Below are 19,037 nucleotides of genomic sequence, written 5' to 3'. Positions count from 1 at the left end.
GCGGCGGTCCTGCTCCTGGCGGCCTCCCCCCTGGCGCTGGGCCTGCAGCGGCTGGTCGTGGTGGAGCGGGGCAGCGGCCGGTGCGGTTCCGGTCCCCGGTGGGTGGTGCGCCGGAAAGGGCCGCGGAGCGGCGGGGTGCGGGGCGCCGGCCGCTGCGGTCCGGGGTGGCCGGCCCGTGCTGCCATGACGTGCCGGGGAACGCCGCCGGGTTGCCGCCTGGGCTACTCCCGCCACCAGCAACGGTGTCACCGGCAGCAACAACGCCAGCACGGCCGTGTCCGGCACGCCCGGCACGAGCAGCGCCCCCGCGAGCAGCAGGCCCGTCGCCGCCAACGGCCGCATCGCCCGGACGGCCAGCGCCGCCAGCAGCCCGGCCACCGACAGCACCACCCACACCGGATCCAGCGCCGCCCACTCGGCCGCCGACGGGCGGGTCGCCGCCGCCAGGTGCGGTCGCAACACCGAGGCCGCCGGGCCGAACGCCATCCCCAGTCCCAAATTCAGCAGCACCACCACCAGTGCCGCCCGGACCGGCGCGCGGCGGACCAGCAGCCAGCCCGCCGCCGGCAGGAAGAACAGCGCCAGCGGCGAGGTCAGCACCGCCGCCAGCAGGCACACCGCCGCCGCGATGTCGTGGCGGACCCGGGCCCGGCGGCGGGTGATCAGGACCAGCGCCCCCAGCGCCCACGCCACCGCCAGGTGCTCCACCACGACCAGCCGCTGCAGGCCCAGCGCCAGGGGGGAGGCCGCCAGGAGCAGGACCGCCGCCGCCGCGGCCCAGCGGGTCAGGCCCAGGCGGCGGGCCAGGACCCACGTCAGCATCGCGCCGGCCAGCGCCGCGACCAGCACCGTTTCGCGGACCGCGGCCAGCGCCGTCGCCGAGCGGCCGAACGCGTCCGAGACCATCGTGGCCGCCGCCAGCTGCAGCCAGCCGAAGGGGCTCACCCCCGCTCCGCCCGCGTCGGCGAAGGACGTCAGGTTGCCGAGCGCGTAGACATGGGCGACCGTGGCCGCCTCCGCGGGCAGGGCCGGCTCGGGTGCCGCGAGGTAGAGCACCCGCAGCCCGCCGGCCAGCGCCAGCAGCGCGAGCACGATGTCGAGCGACAGCAACCGGTGCGCGGCGGGGACCGGACGGTGCTGGACCATTGCACGGATCGTAGCGGGTGGCGATGGCGCGCCCCGTCCGGGACCACGGACCGCGCGGTCGCCGGAAACCCTTTCCCCGGCGGGATTATCGTCGACTGTCCGCAGTGGAACCGGAGAGCGTCCGGGTCAGCGCGAGCGCGACCGTCCGGACGGCCGGGGCGACCCGTTCGGTCCGCATCCGGTTGGCCCAGCCGGAGATCGACACCGCGGCCACCGCGACACCGTGCGCGTCGAGCAGCGGGCTGGCCGCGCACACCACGCCGACGCCGGATTCCTCGCGCTCCAAGGCGATCCCGTCCTCCCGGACGCGGGTGAGCTGACGGCGGAGCAGGCCGGGTGCGGTGATCGTCCGCGCGCTCATCCGCGGCAGCCCGGCTTCGATCACCTGGTTCACCACCGCTTCCGGGGAAAACGCCAGGATCGCCTTGCCGACGCCGGTGGCGTGCGCGGGGAACCGGCCGCCGATGCGCGAGGGCAGCGTCGGCGCGTCCGGGCCGCGCAGCACGTCGAGGTACACCACTTCGGTGCCTTCGAGGATCGCCAGGTGGACGGTGTTGCGCGTGGCTTCGCGCAGGTCGGCCAGGTACGGGCGGGCCGCCTCGACCAGGCCGCGCCGCGGCGAAGCGAGCTGGCCGATTTCGAACAGGCGCAGCCCGAGCCGCACCGCGCCGTCCTCGCGTTCGAGCAGGCCGGTCTCGGTCAGGTGGCCGACGAGCCGGTGCACGGTCGTCTTCGCCAGCCCGGTCCGGCGGGCCAGCTCGGAGACGCCGAGGGTCTCGTCACCCGGCCGGAAGGCTTCCAGGAGCGCGGCGAGCCGGGCCGCGACCAGGCCGTCGCCACTCGCGCCGTCGTTCCGCCCAGCGGTACGCATGGGTTGAGTGTGCCCGATCGGCCGGGCGAGTGTCAGCAGCGGGAGGTGAGGTCAGTGGCTGTCGGCGCCGAGGACGAGTTTCACGCAGTGCGCGACGAGCCGCTCGCGCGAAACCTTCAGCGACCCGTCGAGGTAGGCGATGAACACGTTGCTCAGCGCGCCGACCAGCCCGACGGCGACCATCCGGCGTTCGGTCTCGTCGCCGTGCGACAGCTGCTCGCCGACCAGCGCGGCGAACACCGGCAGCAGGTGCAGGCCGCGGCGGGTCAGCGCCGGGTCGGTCAGCGGCGCCAGCAGGAGGACCCGGCCCTTGCGGGGGTCGTCGACGATCAGCTCGACGAACGCCCGCACGGCGTGCTCCGCCCGCGACACCGGAGTGGGCGCGTCCCGCACCGCGTCGACGAGCGCCTGCCGCGCCTCTTCGCCGACGTGCTCGTACACGGCCGCGACGAGCTCTTCGCGGTCGGCGAAGCTTTCGTAGAAGTAGCGCTCGGTGAGCTTCGCGTGCCGGCACACCGCGCGGACGCTCGTCCCGGCCGAGCCTTCGGTGCCCAGCAGCTCGAGGCCGGCGGCCACCAGCTGCCCGCGCCGGAGCGCTTTCCGGTCGTCCAGCGTCGTGCCCGCCCAGGTCCGGCCCGGCATCACAGCTCCTCGGTTGACTACAACTGTTGTCAGATCCTAGCCTGACAACAGCCGTAGTCAGTTCGAGACTCGACGAGGAGCCGCCGATGACCCCCGAGCCGCTGGGTCCCGACTCGCTGACGTGGAAGTACTTCGGCGACTGGCGCGGCCTGCTGATCGGCCTGTGGGCCGGGTCGATGCAGAACATGCACCCCGGCCTCGGCGCCGGGGTCGAGCAGCACTCGCGGTTCTTCGAAGAACGCTGGCAGCGGCTGTTCCGCTCGCTCTACCCGATCGGCGGCGTGGTCTACGACGGCCCGCGCGCCCACGCGACCGCCCTCGAAGTCCGCGGCTACCACGACCGCATCAAGGGCGTCGACGCGCAGGGCCGCCGCTACCACGCGCTCGACCCCGGCACCTACTACTGGGCGCACGCGACGTTCTTCGTCAGCACGATCCTCATCGCCGACCACTTCATGGGCGGCATCGGCGAGGCGGAGAAGCGGCGCCTGTTCGACGAGCACGTCCAGTGGTGGCGGATGTACGACATGACGATGCGGCCGGTGCCGGAGAGCTGGGAGGACTTCCAGCGCTACTGGAAGCACATGTGCACCGAGGTCCTCGAAGACAACAAGGCCACCCGGGACGTCCTCGACATCCGCGGGCTCGGCAAGCCGCCGTTCCTGCCCTGGCTGCCGGACGCGCTGTGGCGGCCGGCCCAGCGGGTGATCGCGCGGAACTTCGTCTGGCTGACGGTCGGCCTCTACGACCGCGAAGTCCGCGACCTGCTCGGCTTCCGCTGGACCGAGCGCGACGCGCGCCGGCACCGGCGGTTCGGGAAGCTCGTCAACGCCGTGTTCCAGCTCGTCCCGCACGACCGTCGCTACCACCCGCGGGCGCGTGCCGGGTGGCGCCGCGAACGCGGGGAGGTGGCTCCGGACGCCCCCTTGGTCGAGACTCCACCCAGGAACCTGCCGCCGCTGTCCGAGCGGGGCAAACCCGAGCACTACGCGCCGAACGTCTAGGAGGCATTCGTGAAGCTGGGATTCCACGTCGGGTACTGGCAGAGCGGCCCGACCCCGGGTGCGCTGGAAGCCGTCCTCAAGGCCGAGGAGCTCGGCTTCGACTCGGTGTGGACGGCGGAGGCGTACGGCTCGGACGCGTTCACGCCGCTGGCCTGGTACGGCGCTTCCACCAGCCGGATCCGGCTCGGGACGAACATCGTGCAGATGGCCGCGCGGACCCCGACGGCGACGGCGATGAGCGCGCTGACCCTCGACCACCTCTCCGGCGGCCGGATGGTGCTCGGGCTCGGCGCGTCCGGCCCGCAGGTCGTCGAGGGCTGGTACGGCCAGCCGTACCCGAAGCCCCTCGCGCGCACCCGCGAGTACGTGAACATCGTCCGGCAGGTGCTCGCCCGCGAGGCGCCGGTGACCCTCGACGGCGACCACTTCCAGCTGCCGTACAAGGGCGGCACCGGCCTGGGCAAGCCGCTGAAGCCGACGGTGCACCCGTTGCGCAAGGACATCCCGATCCACCTCGCCGCGGAAGGTCCCAAGAACGTGGCCCTCGCGGCCGAGATCGCCGACGGCTGGCTGCCGCTGTTCTTCTCGCCCAAGAGCAACGACTTCTACAAGGCCGCGCTCGAAGAAGGCTTCTCGCGGCCGGGCGCGCGGCACACCTTCGACACGTTCGAGGTGCCGTGCTCGCTGCCGGTGATCGTGCACGACGACGTCGAGGAGGCGGCGAGCTGGATCAAGCCGTCGCTGGCGTTGTACATCGGCGGGATGGGCGCCAAGAGCGTCAACTTCCACCACGACGTGTACGCGCGGCTCGGCTACGGCGACGTCGCCGACCGGGTCCAGGAGCTCTTCCTCGCCGGCCGCAAGGAGGAGGCGGCCGCGGCGATCCCGACGTCGCTGGTGGAGGACACCTCGCTGATCGGGCCGCCGGAGAAGATCCGCGAGGAGCTCAAGGCCTGGGAGGACACCGTGGTCACCCAGCTGCTGCTGCGCGGGGACGCCGCGGCGCTGGAGAAGATCGCCCGCGCCCTCGGCTGACCGGCGGGTCGCTCCGTGCTCCAGGTCACGACGATGGCACGATTCCCCTCGATCCCCACCGGGTGCCCGCCGGAATCGAATACTCGTGCGGGCACCCGGTACACCTTCGAGGAGGACCATGTCGACGCTGTCCGGCCGGACGAGGTTCCGCTATTCGCTCGGCTCCTTCGTCACCGGGTCCTTCGGTACGGTCCCCGGCCTGGTGCTGGTGAAGTACCTGACCGACACGATGGCCGTTCCCGCGGGCTGGGCGGCGGCGATCGTGTTCGTGCCCAAGGCCTGGGACGTGCTGTTCAACCCGATCGCCGGCCGGCTGTCCGACGCCGACCTGCTCAAGACGGGCAGCCGGCGGCGGTTCCTGCTGATCGGCGGCATCGGCGTGGCGATCCTGTTCGCCGCGATGTTCGCCCACCCCGGGTTCGGCGGCCCGCTGCCGGACGCGCTGTACGTGGCGATCATGTTCGCCGCCTGCGCCACGGCGTACGCGCTGTTCCAGGTGCCGTTCAACGCGCTGCCCGCCGAGCTGACCGAGGACGCGACCGAGCGCACGAAGCTCACCAGCGTCCGCATCGGCGTGCTGGCCGTGACGATCCTGGTCTGCGGCGGCGGCGCCCCGGCGATCACCGCCGGGATCGAGGGGGTCGCGGGCTACCGGGTCATGGCCGTGGTGATCGGGCTGATCGTGCTGGCCGCGACGCTGCTGGTGTACTTCGGGCTCAAGGACGCGCCGGTCGGCTCGCTGCGGCCGAACACGGTGAACCTGAAGGAGCTCGTCCGCACGCTCGCCGGCTGGCGGCCGTTCCGCTGGCTGCTCGGCACGTACTTCATCCAGGCGCTCGGCATCGGCACGGTGCTCGCCGCGATCCCGTTCTTCGCCCAGCGCATCCTCGGCGACGACGCCTACGGCACGATCCTGTTCGTCATCTTCGTCGGCCCGGCCCTGATCACCATGCCGCTGTGGCCGCGGCTGGGCGACCGGGTCGGCAAGCTCAACGGCTTCCGCCTGGCGACGGCGGCGTTCGCGATCGGGCTGCTGGGGCTCGTGTTCGCCCAGTCGATCCCGCTGGCCGTCTCGTTCGTCTTCGTGGCCCTCTGCGGCGTCGGCTACGCCGGGATCTCGGTGTTCCCGCTGGCCATCCTGCCGGACCTGATCACCGCCGAGGAGGAGCGCACCGGCGAGACCCGCGCGGGGATCGCGGCGGGCGTCTGGACCGCGGGGGAGACCCTCGGCCTGGCCTTCGGCGGCGGGCTCTGGGCGCTGATCCTGGCGTTCGGCGGGTACGTGTCCAGCACGGACGCCACGGCGTTCCAGCCGCACAGCGCGATCGTGGCCATCCTCGTCGGTTCGTCGGTCATCCCCGGCGTGCTGATCGCGCTGGCCCTGCCGCTGCTGCGGCGCAAGGTGCTGGAGCCGCGGCATGAACTCGCCTGAGGAAGTCCTGGCGGCGCTGCGGGAGCTGCGCGCGGGCGACCTGCCGACGCACGGCGGCCGGACGCTGGCCTACGTCTACGACAGCGGCCTGTCCGAAGTGGACTCCCTGGGCGCGGCGGCGCACGCGCTCGCGTCGTCGGCCAACGGCCTGGACCCGACGGCGTTCCCGAGCCTGCTGCGCATGGAGAACGACCTCGTCCGCGCGGCTTCCGCGCTGCTCGGTGCCGTCCCGGGCGTGGCCGGTTCGGTGACCTCGGGCGGGACCGAGTCCTGCCTGCTGGCCGTCCTCGCGGCTCGTGACGCCCACCCTTCGGTGGCGACGCCGTCGATCGTGCTCCCGACCACCGCGCACGCGGCGTTCCACAAGGCGGCGCACCTGTTCGGGCTGCGGCGCATCGACGTCCCGGTCGACCCGGTGACGTTCCGCGCCGACCCGGCGGCGATGGCCGCGGCGATCGACGACTCGACGGTCCTGGTCGTCGCGAGCGCGCCGTCGTACGCCCACGGCGTGCTCGACCCGATCGCGGAGATCGCGGCGGCCGCCGCGGAGCGCGGCGTCCGGATGCACGTCGACGCCTGCATCGGCGGCTGGGTGCTGCCGTACTTCGCCCGGCTCGGCGCGGACGTCCCGCCGTTCGACTTCCGCGTCCCCGGCGTCACGAGCATCTCGGTGGACCTGCACAAGTACGCGTACTGCCCGAAGGGGACGTCGGTGCTGCTGCACGCTTCGGCGGAACTGCGGCGCACGCACTACTTCGCGAGCGCCGCCTGGCCGGGTTACACGATGCTGAACACGACGATCCAGAGCACCCGCTCCGGCGGCCCCCTGGCGGCGGCGTGGGCGGTGGTGAACCACCTGGGTACCGAGGGCTACCTGAAGCTGGCGTCCGCCGCGCGTGAGGCGGTGTCCCGGATCCGGTCCGGCATCGAGGAACTGCCCGGCCTACGGGTGCTGGGCGACCCGGTGTCGACGCTGCTCGCGTTCACCGGCGACGACGGCTTCGACCTGTTCACGGTGGCCGACGAGATGAAGGTCCGCGGCTGGTACGTCCAGCCGCAGTTCGCGCACCTGTCGTCGCCGGTGAACCTGCACCTGACGGTGACGGCGGCGAACCACGGGAGCGAGAAGGAGTTCCTGACCGACCTGGCCGCGTCGGTGGACGCGGCCAGGGCGGCGGGGCCGGTGGTCGTCGACGCCGCCGTCGCCGAGTTCGTCGCGGCGCTCGACCCGGAAACGCTGACGTCCGAGCAGTTCGCCGGGCTCCTGGCCGCGGCGGGGCTCGGCGGCGCGTCCGGCCTCCCGGACCGGATGGCGCCGATCAACGCGCTCCTCGCCACGGCACCGGCGCCGCTGCGGGAACGGTTGCTGCTGGAGTTCCTGGGCGCGCTCTACATGCCCTGAACCTCACTGGTTCCGCGAAGCCAGCCCGGCGGGCGCGGACTTGACGGCCGCGTGGATGGCGTCCGCCAAGGCGAGGGCGTCCTCTTCGGTCAGTTCGAGGGCCACCCGCGCCGAAGCGCCCAGCGCCGGGTTGCGGAAGTCGATGTTCACCGTGTGCGCGTACGGCGCGTGCACCGGATGGTCGACGTACACGGTTCCCTCGCTCAGCCGGAACCAGCCGCGGGCACCCTTCCCGCTGCCTTCGAGCGCGAACTTCTCCGTCAGGTAAGTGCACATGGCGAGTCCTCTCAGGCGGTGAGCGTGCGGGCGTAGAAGTCGAGAATGCGTTCCCAGCCGTCCTTGGCGGCTTCGGGGCGGTAGCTCGGGCGGTCGACGGCGAAGAACGCGTGGCCGGCGTCGGCGTAGGTGTGGAACTCGTGTTCCTTGCCGTGCTTCTCCAGTTCCGCCGCGAGGACCGCGACCTCGTCCGGGCTCGGGAACTGGTCGTCCGCGCCGAAGATGCCCAGCAGCGGGCACGAAAGCTGCGGCGCCAGCCCGAGCAGCGGCTTCATCTGCTTCATGGCCTCGGGCGGGTCGTTGACGACGAACGCGCCGTAGCAGTCCACCGCCGCGTCGAGGTCCAGGGAACAGGCCGACAGGAATGCGTGGCGGCCACCGGAGCAGTGGCCGATGACGCCGACGCGGCCGTTCGCGTTCTCCAGCGCGCGCAGGTAGTCCGCCGCGCCCGAGACGTCCCCGACCAGGCGGTCGTCGGGCACACCGCCGGCCGCGCGGACCGTTGCGGCCGCGTCGTCGGGGTCCGCTCCGGGGGCCTCTCGCGTGTACAGGTTCGGGCAGAGCGCGTTGTAGCCCTCGACGGCGAAGCGGCGCACCATCTCCTTCGTCGCCGCGTCGTAGCCGGGCAGGTGGTGGATCACCACGACGCCGCCGCGCGGGGTCTCGTCGGTCGGTTTGGCCAGGTAGGCCTCGAGTTCGTCCCCGCCGTGGCCGGTGATGGTGACGGTTCCGGCGATGATCTCGTCGGTCATCGGTTCTCCATAGGATTGTTGGTGTTCAGGACGGGAGGTGCTGGATGCCCTGGCCGCTGGTTGAGATCTGCGCGTGGTCGCTGTTCGTGGAGCGGCACTGCTGCGCGACCGGCGTGAATTCCATCCCTCACCGCCGATCACGGCCGCGGCTGCCGCCTGGCACGATCATCGGTTCTCCTTGACTGGCTCGGGGACGTGGACGAACTTCGCGCCGCGCGAAGCGGATGCGATCGCGGCGACGACGGCCATCGCCGCGGCCGCGGTGAACACGACCACCAGGCCGTGGTGGAACGGGCCGGAGACCAGCTGCGGGAAGAACGCACCGCCGGTCAGGGCCGTCCGGTCGGCGGGCGCCAGGCCGGCGAGGACGTCCGGGCCGAGCAGGTGCCCGACCGGGTTGCTGCCCAGGAACGCGGCGAACAGCGTGCTGACCGGCGGCAGCCGGGCGACGCCGTCGGCGACGGCCGCCGGGACGCCGTGAGCCTGCAGGCCGCTCGTGAGCGTCTGCGGCAGGGACGAAGCCAGCCCGGCGATCATCAGCGAGAAGAACACGCCGATCGACAGCGACGTCCCGGAGTTCTGGAACGTCGCCCGCATGCCGGAGGCGACGCCGCGCTGCTCGGTGGGGACGCTGCTCATGATCGCCGAGGTGTTGGGCGCGGCGAACATGCCCTGGCCGACGCCGCTGAGCACGAGCAGGGCCGCGAACGCCGGGTAGGAGAAGTCGACCGGCAGCGCCAGCAGCCCGAGGAACGCCGCGGCGACCAGCAGCAGGCCGCCGGTGGCCAGCGGCCGGGCGCCGAAGCGGTCGGACAGGTACCCGGACACCGGCCCGGCGATCAGGAACCCGGCCGTCAGCGGGAGCAGGTGGATGCCCGCCCACAGCGGCGTCCGCTCATAGTCGTAGCCGTGCAGGGGCAGCCAGATGCCCTGCAGCCAGATGATGAGCATGAACTGCATGCCACCACGCGCGACCGAAGTCAGCAACGCGGCGATGTTGCCGGCGGCGAACGCGCGGATCTTGAACAGGCCGAGCTGGAACATCGGCGCGGCGGCACGCGTCTCGATGACCCCGAACAGCAGGAGCAGCAGCACGCCCGCACCGATGCCGCCGAGCACCCACGGGTTGCCCCAGCCGGTGGCCGCGCCGCCGTAGGGCTGGATGCCGTAGGTGATCGCGGCGAGGACCAGCGCCGTCCCGGCCGCGAAGGTGACGTTGCCGCCCCAGTCGACCTTCGCCCGCTGCGGCGTCCCGACCTCGCGGAGGCTGCGGATCGACCAGAGCGTGCCGAGCAGGCCGAACGGGACACTCACCCAGAACACCGCCCGCCAGTCGATCTCGGCCAGCAGCCCGCCGACGACCAGGCCGAGGAACTGCCCGGCCAGCGCGGTGATCTGGTTGACGCCGAGCGCCATCCCGCGCTGCCGCGCCGGGAAGGCGTCGGTGAGGATGGCCGCCGAGTTCGCCGTCAGCATCGACCCGCCGACGGCCTGCACGACCCGCCAGCCGATCAGCCAGAGCGCCCCCGCACCGGCGTGGAACGGGTCGAACGACAGGGCCACCGACGCGGCGCTGAACACGACGAAGCCGAGGTTGTACATCCTGACCCGGCCGAACATGTCGCCGAGCCGTCCCAGCGTCACCACCAGCACGGCCTGCACCAGCAGGTACCCGAGGATCATCCAGAGCAGGTAGCCGATGTTGCCGGCGGCGAGGGGGTCGAGCCCGATGCCGCGGAAGATCGCCGGCAGCGAGATGATGACGATCGAGCCGTCGAGCGCGGACATCAGCACGCCGAGCGTGGTGTTCGACAGGGCGACCCACTTGTAGCTCACAGCTCGTCCGCCAGCCGCTCGATCAGCGGGATGGCCGCGATCAGCGCCCGCTGCTCGGCCGCGGTGAACTTCTCCGCCAGCGCGGCCGCCATCAGCCGGGTCGTCCGCGAGCGCCGGTCGGTCAGCAGCGCGACGCCGGTCTCGGTGACCGACATCAGCACCTTGCGGCCGTCGGAGTCGTCCTTTCGCCGCTCCACCAGCCCGCGCTCGACCAGCCCGGCGAGGGTGACGCCCATGGCCTGCGGTTTGACGCGCTCGAGGTCGGCGAGCCAGCCCGGGGTGGCCGGGCCGTCCCGGTCGAGCCGGGACAGCACCGAGCGTTCGGGCAGGGTCGGTTCGCCGGCGACGTAGCCCTGGCGCAGCCGCCGGACCAGCCGGCCGAGCGCGACGCGCAGGTCGGCGCTCGCTTGGAGGAGTTCCTCGTCCGGCACGAACGTCAACCTAGACTGATAAACCTGGGTTGATCAACTCGGACGTGCGCGCCGCTATCGGGTGAGCCGGGAGCTTTCGCCCGGGCCGCGCCGGGTCCCGGTGTTACCGTCCGAAGTGGACACACCTGGAAGGGGTTCCCGATGACCATCCCGCACGTGCAGCACGCCGGCCACGACCACGTCCACCGCGAAGGCTGCGGCCACGCGGCGATCCCGCACGGCGACCACGTGGACTACGTGCACGAGGGGCACCTGCACCGGGCCCACGACGGCCACTTCGACGAGTGCGAAATCGCCGGCCACGTGCCCCACACCGGCCACGACCACGCGCACGGCGACGGCTGCGGTCACCTGGCGGTCCCGCACGGCGACCACGTCGACTACCTGCACGACGGCCACCGCCACGCGACCCACGAGGACCACTACGACGACCACTGACGCATCAGCCGAGCGGGATCACGACCGTGGCCTGACCGCCGGGGAACTCGGCGGCCAGGGTGAGCACCCGGGCCTCCGCCGGCGGGCCGGGTTCGAACGTGCGCCGCTCCACGAGCAGGCCGTGCGACCCGGACCCGCCGCCCCCGCCCCCGCGGTACTGGGTTCCGGCGTCGTCCCATCCGCGCCAGTGGGTCCGCAGGGCGAAGTGCTCGCGCATCCGGCGCGGATCGACGTCACCGTGCGCGAGGGTGAGGACCACGAGCGTCGACCAGACCTCCAGGCTCACCAGATCCGCCGCCGGTCCGCCGGTCTCGAGAGTGCGGCCCGCCAGCGAAACCACCTGCCGCAACACGGGTGCCGGCGGCTCCTCGATCGCCTGCCGCCACTCGGGCCGTTCGGTGCCCACGGCCCTGGCCACCGCCTCGCCGCCGAACGAGGCCGAGGCGGAGGCCTCGGCGTGCACGACCTTGAGCCAGCCGGACTGCTGCAAGGTCACGTCCAGGTCGGCGAGGATCCGGTCGGCCTCCTCCGGTGCCAGGGTTCCCGCGGCGACCAGGCCGATCGCCACCCCGCGGATCACCCGCCGGTCGAGGGACGATCGGCGGCCCAGGGCGGGCTGTCCCCGGCCCGCGCCCAGGCTGTCGGAAATCAGCTTCTCCAGGTATCTCCGCCCGTCCACACCGCCATCTTCCGCCGTTTTCAGTGCACGTGGACCGGTCCCCACTCGGGGAACGGGTCCGGTCCGCTCGCCTCCCCGAGGCAGTCGTGCAGGGCGGCCAACAGTGCGTCCCCGGCCAGGTCGACGCCGATGAACACCAGCTCCTGCCGCGGTTCGACGGCCACGCCCTGGGGTTCGAAGCGCGCCACCGTGCCCGCCTGCGACCAGAGCCCGGTGACCCCGGGCCGGGACGCCAGCGCGAAGAAGCCCTTGGACCGCAGGACGGTCCCGAATTCGCCGGAATCCAGCCGCCGGGCGACGAAATCCCACAGCCGGGCCGGGTCGAACGGCCGGGACGCGCGGAACACCACGCTGGAGATGCCGTACTCCTCGGTCTCCGGGACGTGGTCGCCGTTCAGCTCGGCCACCCAGCCCGGGGCCTCCTGGGCCTTGACCGGGTCGTACCGGCCGGTCCCGAAGACCCGTTCCAGGGGCACCTTGCCGAAGCTGCCCGTGACGACGTCGGCGGCCGGGTTGAGCCGCCGCAGCGTCGCCACCAGCCGGTCGACGCCGGTGGCCAGGTCCGTCTTGTTCAGCAGCAGGACGTCGGCGAACTCGACCTGGTCCACCAGCAGGTCGCTGACCGTCCGTTCGTCGTCCTCGTACTGGTCCAGCCGCCGTTCCACGAGCGAGTCGCCGGCCGCCAGCTCGCGGGCGAAGTTCGCCGCGTCCACCACGGTCACCATCGTGTCGAGGTGGGCGACCGCGTCCAGGAAGGTGAATGTCGCGGCCACCGGCATCGGCTCGGAGATGCCGCTCGACTCGATGAGCACGTGGTCGAAGCGGTCGTCCGCGCACAACGCGGCCACCTCTTCGAGGAGGTCTTCCCGCAGGGTGCAGCAGATGCACCCGTTGGTCAGTTCCACCAGGCGCTCCTGGGACCGGACCAGCGCGGCGTCGATGTTGACCTCGCTCATGTCGTTGACGATCACCGCGACCCGCAGGCCCGCCCGGTTGGCGAGGATGTGGTTGAGCAGCGTCGTCTTGCCCGCGCCGAGGAAGCCGGACAGGACGGTGACCGGAACGCTCACCGCGCGTGGAAGTGCTTCATCAGCCGGCGCGGGACCAGCTGGACCTTGCCGTCGACCTTGATCGGCACCAGGTCGGGCACGGCGGCCTTCCACTGCGACCGCCGGGAGCGCGTGTTGCTGCGGGACATCTTCCGCTTGGGAACGGCCATCAGCGGGTGCCTCGCTTCCCGTAGCGGCGGTGGAACTTCTCGACCTGGCCGGCACTGTCCATGATCCGCTGGGTGCCGGTCCAGAACGGGTGCGACCACGCGCTGATGTCGACCATGACCAGCGGGTACGTGTGGCCGTCGGACCACTCGATCGTCTTCTCGGAGTTGATGGTGGAGCGGGTGAGGAACGCGTCGCCGGTCGACGAGTCCTTGAACACCACCGGGTGGTAGTCGGGGTGGATGCCGGGTTTCACTGGTCTTCCTTTCGGTTCGCCGCGGTCGCGTCGTGCCGCGCCGGGTCGGGTTCGGTGTCTTCGCACGGTTCCTCGTGCCAGTCCCCGAACAGATCGGGGTAGCGCAGCCAGGCTTCGGGGCCCTCGGCGAGCTCTTCGTCGGTCAGCAACGCGCCGCGCAGGGCAGCCTCGACTTCTTCCGGTGTCGCCTGGTCGGTGACGACCACCAGTTCCTGCGCGCGGTCGCCGTGCACCGGGTCCCAGCGCAGCGACGCCAGCGTGCGGCGCTCGGGGGAGACGTCCGTCCACTCCGGACCGTCCGGGGACGCGAGCCACGGCCCGGCGTGCCCGAGGCCGAGCCCGCCGCCCGCCGACTCGATCCAGAACGCGACGTCGGGCTGGCTGGCCACCCACGCGCGCCCGCGGGTGCGGACGACGCCGTCGAGCAGCACGTCGAGGGCGTCGTGCAGGCGCGAGGGGTGGAACGGCCGCCGCGCGGTGAAGGTGAGCAGGGCGATGCCGCAGTCGTCGTGCAGGGGTGGTTCGCCGCGCAGCAGCGCGCCGTGCATGTCGGTGACCTCGCCGCGCCGGGCGTTCGCCGGGACCGCGTCCAGCACGCCGTGGCCGTCGATCCGGGCCAGTTCGACCCGCGGGATCGACGGCGCCACCCGGTCGAGCACCGCGGACGCCTTCGCGGCGCTCCACGCGTCGGTGGCCGCGCCGGCCAGCACGAGGACGTCGGCGAACTCCACCTGGGACAGCGCGACCTGGGCGACGGTCCGCTCGTCCTCGGGGCTGCCCTGCAGGTTCCGGTCGGCCAGCTCGTCGTCGCCGGTCGCGTCGGCGAGCCAGGTCGCGCAGTCGACGACGGTGAGGACGGCCCGCAGGTCGACGTCGTCGCTCACCGGGTGGTCGCCGACCAGGACGTTCCGGATCGCCCAGCTCACCGGCTCCGGCTCCATCGCCTCGTCGAGCCGGACGACGATCCGGGTCACCTCCGGGCGCCGGGCCAGCCGCCGCAGCAGCGGGAGCAGGTCTTCGCGCAGGGTGCAGGACACGCAGCCGTGGGCCAGCTCGAGCACGGTCAGCTCGTCGCGCTCGCCGAGCCGCAGGCGGCGGCGGACGACACCGGAGTGGATCTCGCGCAGGTCGTGGTGGACGACGGCGGTGCCCGGCCCGGCGGCGCGCAGCAGCTCCGCCAGTTCGGCGTTCGGGCCCGCGGCGAGGCCGCTCACGAGGACGAGCGGGACGCGGGGGCGACGGGTCTGCTTGAGGGTCACTGCGGCTCCAGGAATACGGGCGGGGTACGGTGCGCTACCGTAACTGAAAACGAAAACCACTATCAACTCGGGAGGGCCTTTGTCCGCCGTGTGCCAGGTCACCGGCCGCAAGCCGGGCTACGGCAAGCAGGTCTCGCACTCCCACCGCCGCACGTCCCGGCGGTGGGAGCCGAACCTGCAGAACCGTCGCTACTTCGTGCCCAGTGAGGGCCGCTGGGTGCGGCTGCGCGTGTCCGCCAAGGGCATGAAGACGATCGACAAGCGCGGCATCGAGGCCGTCGTCGCCGAGCTGAAGGCGAAGGGGGTGAAGCTGTAATGGCGAAGAGCACCGACATCCGGCCGATCATCAAGCTGCGGTCCACCGCGGGCACCGGCTACACGTACGTGACGAAGAAGAACCGCCGGAACGACCCGGACCGGATGGTCCTGCGCAAGTACGACCCCGTGGCGCGCAAGCACGTCGAGTTCAAGGAAGAGCGCTGATGGCCAAGAAGTCGAAGATCGCGAAGAACGAGCAGCGGAAGGTGGTCGCCGCCCGGTTCGTCGAACGCCGCCGCGCGCTCAAGGCCGTCATCGCCGCGCCCGGCTCGTCGCCGGAGGAGAAGGCGAACGCCGTCGTCGCGCTGCAGAAGCTGCCGCGCGACGCGAGCCCGACGCGGATCCGCAACCGGGACGTCTCGGACGGCCGTCCTCGCGGCTACCTGCGGAAGTTCGGGCTGTCCCGCGTCAAGATGCGGCAGGCCGCGCACCGCGGCGAGCTGCCCGGCGTTGCGAAGTCGAGCTGGTGAGCGGGATGCCGAAGCCGAACCGCGACCGCCCCGCCAAGCGCAAGGTGAACCTGTTGCGCGCCAACAAGGTCACCGAGGTCGACTGGAAGGACGTCGACCTGCTGCGGAAGTTCATCTCCGACCGGGGCAAGATCCGCGCCCGCCGGGTCACGGGATTGACGCCGCAGCAACAGAAACAGGTCGCCACGGCGATCAAGAACGCGCGCGAGATGGCCCTGCTGCCGTACCCGTCCGCGGGCCGCGCGAGCTGAAATTCGGGTGCGCGAAGCCGGGTGGCGCGCGACCATGGGCGTCCGGAAGGGGGCGTCGCAAGGGATGTCCTGACGAAGGAGGTCCACGCTTGCACGCCCAGCTCACGGTCACGCCCGCCCGGCTGCCCGAGCTCCTGCTCACCACCGCCGTCGTGCGGCCGGTGTTCCTCTGGGGCGCGCCCGGGATCGGGAAGTCCTCGCTGGTGCGCGACTTCGCGGCGTCGCTGGGCCTCGACTGCGTTTCGCTGCTGGGCACCCAGCTCGCGCCCGAAGACCTGATCGGCGTCCCGCAGATCGTGGACGGCCGAAGCCGGTTCTGCCCGCCCGAGCAGATCGCCCGCGACGAGCCGTACTGCCTGTTCCTCGACGAGCTGAACGCCGCCGCGCCCGACGTCCAGAAGGCGTTCTACTCGCTCATCCTCGACCGCCGCATCGGCTCCTACGAGCTCCCGCCGGGCTCGGTCGTGATCGGCGCCGGCAACCGCGCCACCGACCAGGCACTGGCCCGGCCGATGGCCTCCGCGCTGGTCAACCGCCTGGTGCACGTCCACCTGCGCGCCGCGCCGGCCGACTGGCTCGCCTGGGCCGCGGGCAACGGCATCCACCCGTGGGTGGTCGAGTACCTCACCCAGCGCCCGGACCACCTCTGGAGCCCGCCGCCGAAGACCGAGGAGCCGTTTTCGACGCCGCGGTCCTGGCACATGCTCTCGGACCTGCTCCACTCCGCCGGTGATCCGGCCGACGACGAGACGGTCGCGCTGCTGGCGTACGCAACCCTCACGCCGGCGCACGCGGGCGCCTTCCGCGCCTACCTCAAGGTCGCCCGGCACGCCTTCGACCTGGAGGCGATCCTCAAGGGCGACGCGCGCTGGCCCGCCGAGGCGGGCGACCGCGACCTGCTCTACTTCCTCGCCGAGACGTTCCGCGCGCGGCTGGTCAAGGACCTGCCCGCGGACAAGCGGCACGCGTCGGCGGCCGTGCGCCAGTTCGCCTTCCGCGCGAAGAGCCTCCTGGTCGAGCTGGCCGAGATCTCCCTGGAGATGGCGCAGCTGGTCATCGCCGACGACGAGGCGGGCAACCCGCGGCTGCCGTCGTGGTTCCTGGTCGAAGCCGCCCGTGACCTGCCGCGGCTGGTGGCGGCCCGCGCATGAGCACCGCGCGCGCCGAAGCCAAGCGCCGGGAGCGCCGGAACAAGGCGATCGCCGACGGCTGGGCCCAGGCGCGCTCGCACACGGTGCTGGACCACCTCGCCCGTGGCGCCCGCCTGAATCCCGGAAGCACCGGCGGCTGGGCCGTCGTCGACGATCGCGGCCTGATCACCCCGAACCGTGCCCGCGACGCCGAGCCTGCGGAGTGGGCCTGGGTGTTCGCCCACCTCCTGCTGCACCTGGGCCTCGGCCACCTCGACGAGGAACTGCTCACCGACGCCGAGGCGATCACGCCCGGCCGCGACGTGGAGCCGGTCTACGCCGCCGCGTGCTGCGTCGCCGTGCACCGGTTCGCCGAAGCCGTCCACGTCGGGACACCGGTGCTGGACCTGCCCGAACTCCCCGGCACCGATGAGCTGACCCTGACCCGCGCCTGGCGGGAAACGGGCGTTCCGGCGCCGTTCACCGACCTGGGCACCGGCCGGCCGTGCCTGGCGCTCGCGGAGCCGATGAGCCGCTGGCAGCTCCAGTACCACGGGAAGCCGACGCCGTGGACCGAGCGGTTCGCCCGCGGGCTGATCGCCTCGGCCACCGAGGCCATGGAACGCGCCGCCGACGCGCGCGGCCAGACCCGCCACCGGCGGGCGATGGGGGAGTGGGACCGCGCGCTGGCGTGGTTCGTCTCGTCGTTCCCACTGCTCGGCGCGGTCGCCGCGGGGTTCAGCCTGGTCGTCGACGCCGAAGTCGTCCGCGCCTGGGACATCTCCCTCGCGGCGGTCGACGCCGAGCACGGCGAGATCTACGTCAACCCGGCCGCCGACCTGACCGCCGGGGAATGGCGGTTCGTGCTGGCCCACGAGATGCTGCACGCGGCGTTGCGGCACGACCGGCGGGCGCTGGGCCGCGACCCGTACCTGTGGAACGTCGCCTGCGACTACGTGATCAACGGCTGGCTGGTCGCCATGGGCGTCGGCGAGCTGCCCCACGGCGTCCTGCACGACCAGCAGCTCACCGGGATGTCCGCGGAGTCGGTGTACGACACGCTGACGACCGACATCCGCCGGGGCCGCAAGCTGCTGACCCTGGGCTCGCGCGAAGCCGGGGACGTGCTGGGCGACTGGCTGTCCGAACCGGCCGCGGTGCAGCGCCGGTCGTCGCGGCGCGCCGGGGCCGGGCCGCTGCCGTGGCGCGACGGCGACCGGACCGGCGGCGTCGACCTCGACGAGTTCTACCGCCGGGCGCTCACCCAGGGCCTCGAGTACCACCACGCCCAGGGCCGCGGGCTGCTGCCGGCCGGGCTGGAACAGGAGATCCGGGCCCTCGACCACCCGCCGCTGCCGTGGGACGCGCAGCTCGCCCGCTGGTTCGACGAGCACGTCCGGGTGGAGCTGCCGGTCCGCAGCTACGCGCGGGCGTCCCGCCGCCAGTCGTCGACCCCGGACATCCCGCGCCCGGGCCGGGTCCGCCCGGAACGCCTGGACCGGCGCGTCACCTTCGGCGTCGTGCTGGACACCTCGGGATCGATGAACGCCGAGCTGCTCGGCAAGGCGCTGGGCGCGATCGCGTCGTACGCGCTGGCCCGGGACGTCCCGGCGGCCCGCGTCGTGTTCTGCGACGCCGTCGCCTACGACGCCGGGTACCTCGCGGTGGAGGACATCGCCGGCCGGGTCAAGGTGCGCGGGCGCGGCGGGACGATCCTGCAGCCCGGCGTCGACCTGCTGCAGCGGGCGGACGACTTCCCGGCGGACGGGCCGATCCTGATCATCACCGACGCGCAGTGCGACCACGTCCGGCCGCGCCGCGAGCACGCCTACCTCGTGCCGCGGGGCGCGCGGCTGCCGTTCGTGGCCCGGGGGCCGGTCTTCCGGGTGGCGTGACCCACGCTGGACTGTCACGGGCTCCGGTCACCAATAAACTCCCGGCCATGGACGACCCGCACTACCTCTCCGGCCTCCAGCTCACCGGCCGCCGCGTCGTGATGATCGGCGGCGGCAGCGTGGCTCAGCGCAGGCTGCCCCGGCTGATCAGCGCGGGGGCCCGCGTCGAACTGGTGTCGCCGCACACGACGCCGTCCGTGCAGGGGATGGTCGACGCGGGCGAGCTCGTCTGGCACGAACGCCCCTACGCTCCCGGTGACCTTCGCGACGCCTGGTACGCGCTGGCCTGCACCGACG

23 protein-coding genes and 1 pseudogene are annotated in these 19,037 nt (G+C 72.6%); 12 read left to right on the top strand and 12 right to left on the bottom strand.

Translation table 11 applies throughout. The features are described from left to right. From CCN39_RS35535 to CCN39_RS35525, 3 genes and pseudogenes are all read right to left on the bottom strand, one after another. Positions 1 to 1,146 (bottom strand): annotated as a pseudogene (locus tag CCN39_RS35535) (glycosyl transferase); the annotation flags it as partial. An 85-nt stretch (positions 1,147 to 1,231) separates the two neighbouring features. Then, positions 1,232 to 2,017: an IclR family transcriptional regulator gene (locus tag CCN39_RS35530; protein ID WP_086849545.1), complete on the bottom strand. Its 786-nt coding sequence runs from the start codon at positions 2,015 to 2,017 to the stop codon at positions 1,232 to 1,234. A 51-nt stretch (positions 2,018 to 2,068) separates the two neighbouring features. Beyond that, entirely contained in the window at positions 2,069 to 2,659 is a 591-nt protein-coding gene (locus tag CCN39_RS35525; protein WP_086849543.1) for a TetR/AcrR family transcriptional regulator, read from the bottom strand. An 86-nt stretch (positions 2,660 to 2,745) separates the two neighbouring features. Between CCN39_RS35525 and CCN39_RS35520 the strand changes: the two genes are divergently transcribed. The 4 genes from CCN39_RS35520 (at position 2,746) to CCN39_RS35505 (ending at position 7,532) form a co-directional block, all read left to right on the top strand. Beyond that, a complete protein-coding gene (locus CCN39_RS35520; RefSeq protein WP_086849541.1) occupies positions 2,746 to 3,663 on the top strand; it encodes an oxygenase MpaB family protein in 918 nt (305 codons plus the stop codon). A gap of 9 nt (positions 3,664 to 3,672) precedes the next feature. Further along, complete coding sequence (locus CCN39_RS35515; protein ID WP_086849539.1) at positions 3,673 to 4,698, top strand: LLM class F420-dependent oxidoreductase; 1,026 nt, start codon at positions 3,673 to 3,675, stop codon at positions 4,696 to 4,698. A gap of 118 nt (positions 4,699 to 4,816) precedes the next feature. Further along, positions 4,817 to 6,130, top strand: coding sequence for an MFS transporter (locus CCN39_RS35510; RefSeq protein ID WP_086849538.1), 1,314 nt, complete (start codon positions 4,817 to 4,819; stop codon positions 6,128 to 6,130). Next, on the top strand, positions 6,117 to 7,532 hold the full coding sequence (locus tag CCN39_RS35505; RefSeq protein WP_086849535.1) for a pyridoxal phosphate-dependent decarboxylase family protein: 1,416 nt from the start codon (positions 6,117 to 6,119) through the stop codon (positions 7,530 to 7,532). The genes CCN39_RS35510 and CCN39_RS35505 overlap by 14 nt, the downstream gene beginning before the upstream one ends. Positions 7,533 to 7,535: 3 nt before the next feature. On the opposite strand, the gene CCN39_RS35500 is transcribed toward CCN39_RS35505, so the two are convergent. The 4 genes from CCN39_RS35500 to CCN39_RS35485 form a co-directional block, all read right to left on the bottom strand. Then, the gene (locus CCN39_RS35500) at positions 7,536 to 7,808 is read right to left on the bottom strand and encodes a DUF6295 family protein (RefSeq protein WP_086849533.1); all 273 of its coding nucleotides are present in this window, start codon (positions 7,806 to 7,808) and stop codon (positions 7,536 to 7,538) included. Between the two features lie 11 nt (positions 7,809 to 7,819). After that, on the bottom strand, positions 7,820 to 8,560 hold the full coding sequence (locus tag CCN39_RS35495; RefSeq protein WP_086849531.1) for a dienelactone hydrolase family protein: 741 nt from the start codon (positions 8,558 to 8,560) through the stop codon (positions 7,820 to 7,822). Positions 8,561 to 8,725: 165 nt separating this feature from the next. Next, a complete protein-coding gene (locus tag CCN39_RS35490) occupies positions 8,726 to 10,396 on the bottom strand; it encodes an MFS transporter (RefSeq protein WP_086849530.1) in 1,671 nt (556 codons plus the stop codon). After that, positions 10,393 to 10,827, bottom strand: coding sequence for a MarR family winged helix-turn-helix transcriptional regulator (locus tag CCN39_RS35485; protein ID WP_167455277.1), 435 nt, complete (start codon positions 10,825 to 10,827; stop codon positions 10,393 to 10,395). Before CCN39_RS35485 ends, CCN39_RS35490 begins: the two co-directional genes overlap by 4 nt. Positions 10,828 to 10,968: 141 nt before the next feature. Here CCN39_RS35485 and CCN39_RS35480 point away from each other — a divergent pair, with 141 nt between their 5' ends. Then, a complete protein-coding gene (locus CCN39_RS35480) occupies positions 10,969 to 11,265 on the top strand; it encodes a hypothetical protein (protein ID WP_086849526.1) in 297 nt (98 codons plus the stop codon). Positions 11,266 to 11,269: 4 nt separating this feature from the next. Here CCN39_RS35480 and CCN39_RS35475 read toward each other — a convergent pair whose 3' ends face one another. From CCN39_RS35475 to mrf, 5 genes are read right to left on the bottom strand one after another with little or no spacing between them, the layout of a single operon-like run. After that, on the bottom strand, positions 11,270 to 11,944 hold the full coding sequence (locus tag CCN39_RS35475) for a hypothetical protein (RefSeq protein WP_086849524.1): 675 nt from the start codon (positions 11,942 to 11,944) through the stop codon (positions 11,270 to 11,272). Positions 11,945 to 11,964: 20 nt separating this feature from the next. Continuing rightward, positions 11,965 to 13,014: a GTP-binding protein gene (locus tag CCN39_RS35470; protein WP_086849522.1), complete on the bottom strand. Its 1,050-nt coding sequence runs from the start codon at positions 13,012 to 13,014 to the stop codon at positions 11,965 to 11,967. Then, positions 13,011 to 13,163: a 50S ribosomal protein L32 gene (rpmF, locus tag CCN39_RS35465; RefSeq protein WP_086849520.1), complete on the bottom strand. Its 153-nt coding sequence runs from the start codon at positions 13,161 to 13,163 to the stop codon at positions 13,011 to 13,013. Before rpmF ends, CCN39_RS35470 begins: the two co-directional genes overlap by 4 nt. Continuing rightward, complete coding sequence (locus CCN39_RS35460) at positions 13,163 to 13,417, bottom strand: type B 50S ribosomal protein L31 (protein ID WP_086849518.1); 255 nt, start codon at positions 13,415 to 13,417, stop codon at positions 13,163 to 13,165. Before CCN39_RS35460 ends, rpmF begins: the two co-directional genes overlap by 1 nt. Continuing rightward, a complete protein-coding gene (gene mrf, locus CCN39_RS35455; RefSeq protein ID WP_086849516.1) occupies positions 13,414 to 14,676 on the bottom strand; it encodes a ribosome hibernation factor-recruiting GTPase MRF in 1,263 nt (420 codons plus the stop codon). The genes CCN39_RS35460 and mrf overlap by 4 nt, the downstream gene beginning before the upstream one ends. Before the next feature lie 79 nt (positions 14,677 to 14,755). Here mrf and rpmB point away from each other — a divergent pair, with 79 nt between their 5' ends. From rpmB to CCN39_RS35420, 7 genes are all read left to right on the top strand, one after another. Beyond that, positions 14,756 to 14,992, top strand: a complete 237-nt coding sequence (gene rpmB, locus CCN39_RS35450; protein WP_003091680.1) for a 50S ribosomal protein L28 — start codon at positions 14,756 to 14,758, stop codon at positions 14,990 to 14,992. Further along, positions 14,992 to 15,159 (top strand): 50S ribosomal protein L33, encoded by a 168-nt coding sequence (gene rpmG / locus CCN39_RS35445; protein WP_005149953.1) that lies wholly within the window; start codon positions 14,992 to 14,994, stop codon positions 15,157 to 15,159. Before rpmB ends, rpmG begins: the two co-directional genes overlap by 1 nt. Next, complete coding sequence (gene rpsN / locus CCN39_RS35440) at positions 15,159 to 15,464, top strand: 30S ribosomal protein S14 (RefSeq protein ID WP_086849514.1); 306 nt, start codon at positions 15,159 to 15,161, stop codon at positions 15,462 to 15,464. Before rpmG ends, rpsN begins: the two co-directional genes overlap by 1 nt. Beyond that, complete coding sequence (rpsR, locus tag CCN39_RS35435; protein WP_086849512.1) at positions 15,461 to 15,715, top strand: 30S ribosomal protein S18; 255 nt, start codon at positions 15,461 to 15,463, stop codon at positions 15,713 to 15,715. Before rpsN ends, rpsR begins: the two co-directional genes overlap by 4 nt. A gap of 89 nt (positions 15,716 to 15,804) precedes the next feature. Continuing rightward, positions 15,805 to 16,866 (top strand): ATP-binding protein, encoded by a 1,062-nt coding sequence (locus CCN39_RS35430; RefSeq protein WP_086849509.1) that lies wholly within the window; start codon positions 15,805 to 15,807, stop codon positions 16,864 to 16,866. Further along, entirely contained in the window at positions 16,863 to 18,740 is a 1,878-nt protein-coding gene (locus tag CCN39_RS35425; protein WP_086849507.1) for a vWA domain-containing protein, read from the top strand. The genes CCN39_RS35430 and CCN39_RS35425 overlap by 4 nt, the downstream gene beginning before the upstream one ends. A 47-nt stretch (positions 18,741 to 18,787) precedes the next feature. Further along, a partial coding sequence (locus CCN39_RS35420) for a precorrin-2 dehydrogenase/sirohydrochlorin ferrochelatase family protein (RefSeq protein ID WP_279629603.1) occupies positions 18,788 to 19,037 on the top strand: 250 nt, incomplete at its 3' end.

Origin of the sequence: Amycolatopsis kentuckyensis, from assembly GCF_002155975.1 — a bacterium.
Taxonomy (GTDB): domain Bacteria; phylum Actinomycetota; class Actinomycetes; order Mycobacteriales; family Pseudonocardiaceae; genus Amycolatopsis; species Amycolatopsis kentuckyensis.
Note: the sequence above shows the minus strand (reverse complement) of the source record. Positions and strands in the feature narration are given on the sequence as shown.

What these genes read in the sequence shown, in the direction of transcription:
- CCN39_RS35480 (WP_086849526.1), top strand. Translation starts at nt 10,969, where the DNA reads ATGACCATCCCGCACGTGCAGCACGCCGGCCACGACCACGTCCACCGC.
- CCN39_RS35505 (WP_086849535.1), top strand. Translation starts at nt 6,117, where the DNA reads ATGAACTCGCCTGAGGAAGTCCTGGCGGCGCTGCGGGAGCTGCGCGCG.
- rpsN (WP_086849514.1), top strand. Translation starts at nt 15,159, where the DNA reads ATGGCCAAGAAGTCGAAGATCGCGAAGAACGAGCAGCGGAAGGTGGTC.
- CCN39_RS35525 (WP_086849543.1), bottom strand. Translation starts at nt 2,659, where the DNA reads ATGCCGGGCCGGACCTGGGCGGGCACGACGCTGGACGACCGGAAAGCG.
- CCN39_RS35530 (WP_086849545.1), bottom strand. Translation starts at nt 2,017, where the DNA reads ATGCGTACCGCTGGGCGGAACGACGGCGCGAGTGGCGACGGCCTGGTC.
- CCN39_RS35495 (WP_086849531.1), bottom strand. Translation starts at nt 8,560, where the DNA reads ATGACCGACGAGATCATCGCCGGAACCGTCACCATCACCGGCCACGGC.
- CCN39_RS35510 (WP_086849538.1), top strand. Translation starts at nt 4,817, where the DNA reads ATGTCGACGCTGTCCGGCCGGACGAGGTTCCGCTATTCGCTCGGCTCC.
- rpmF (WP_086849520.1), bottom strand. Translation starts at nt 13,163, where the DNA reads ATGGCCGTTCCCAAGCGGAAGATGTCCCGCAGCAACACGCGCTCCCGG.
- CCN39_RS35500 (WP_086849533.1), bottom strand. Translation starts at nt 7,808, where the DNA reads ATGTGCACTTACCTGACGGAGAAGTTCGCGCTCGAAGGCAGCGGGAAG.
- CCN39_RS35520 (WP_086849541.1), top strand. Translation starts at nt 2,746, where the DNA reads ATGACCCCCGAGCCGCTGGGTCCCGACTCGCTGACGTGGAAGTACTTC.
- rpmG (WP_005149953.1), top strand. Translation starts at nt 14,992, where the DNA reads ATGGCGAAGAGCACCGACATCCGGCCGATCATCAAGCTGCGGTCCACC.
- CCN39_RS35425 (WP_086849507.1), top strand. Translation starts at nt 16,863, where the DNA reads ATGAGCACCGCGCGCGCCGAAGCCAAGCGCCGGGAGCGCCGGAACAAG.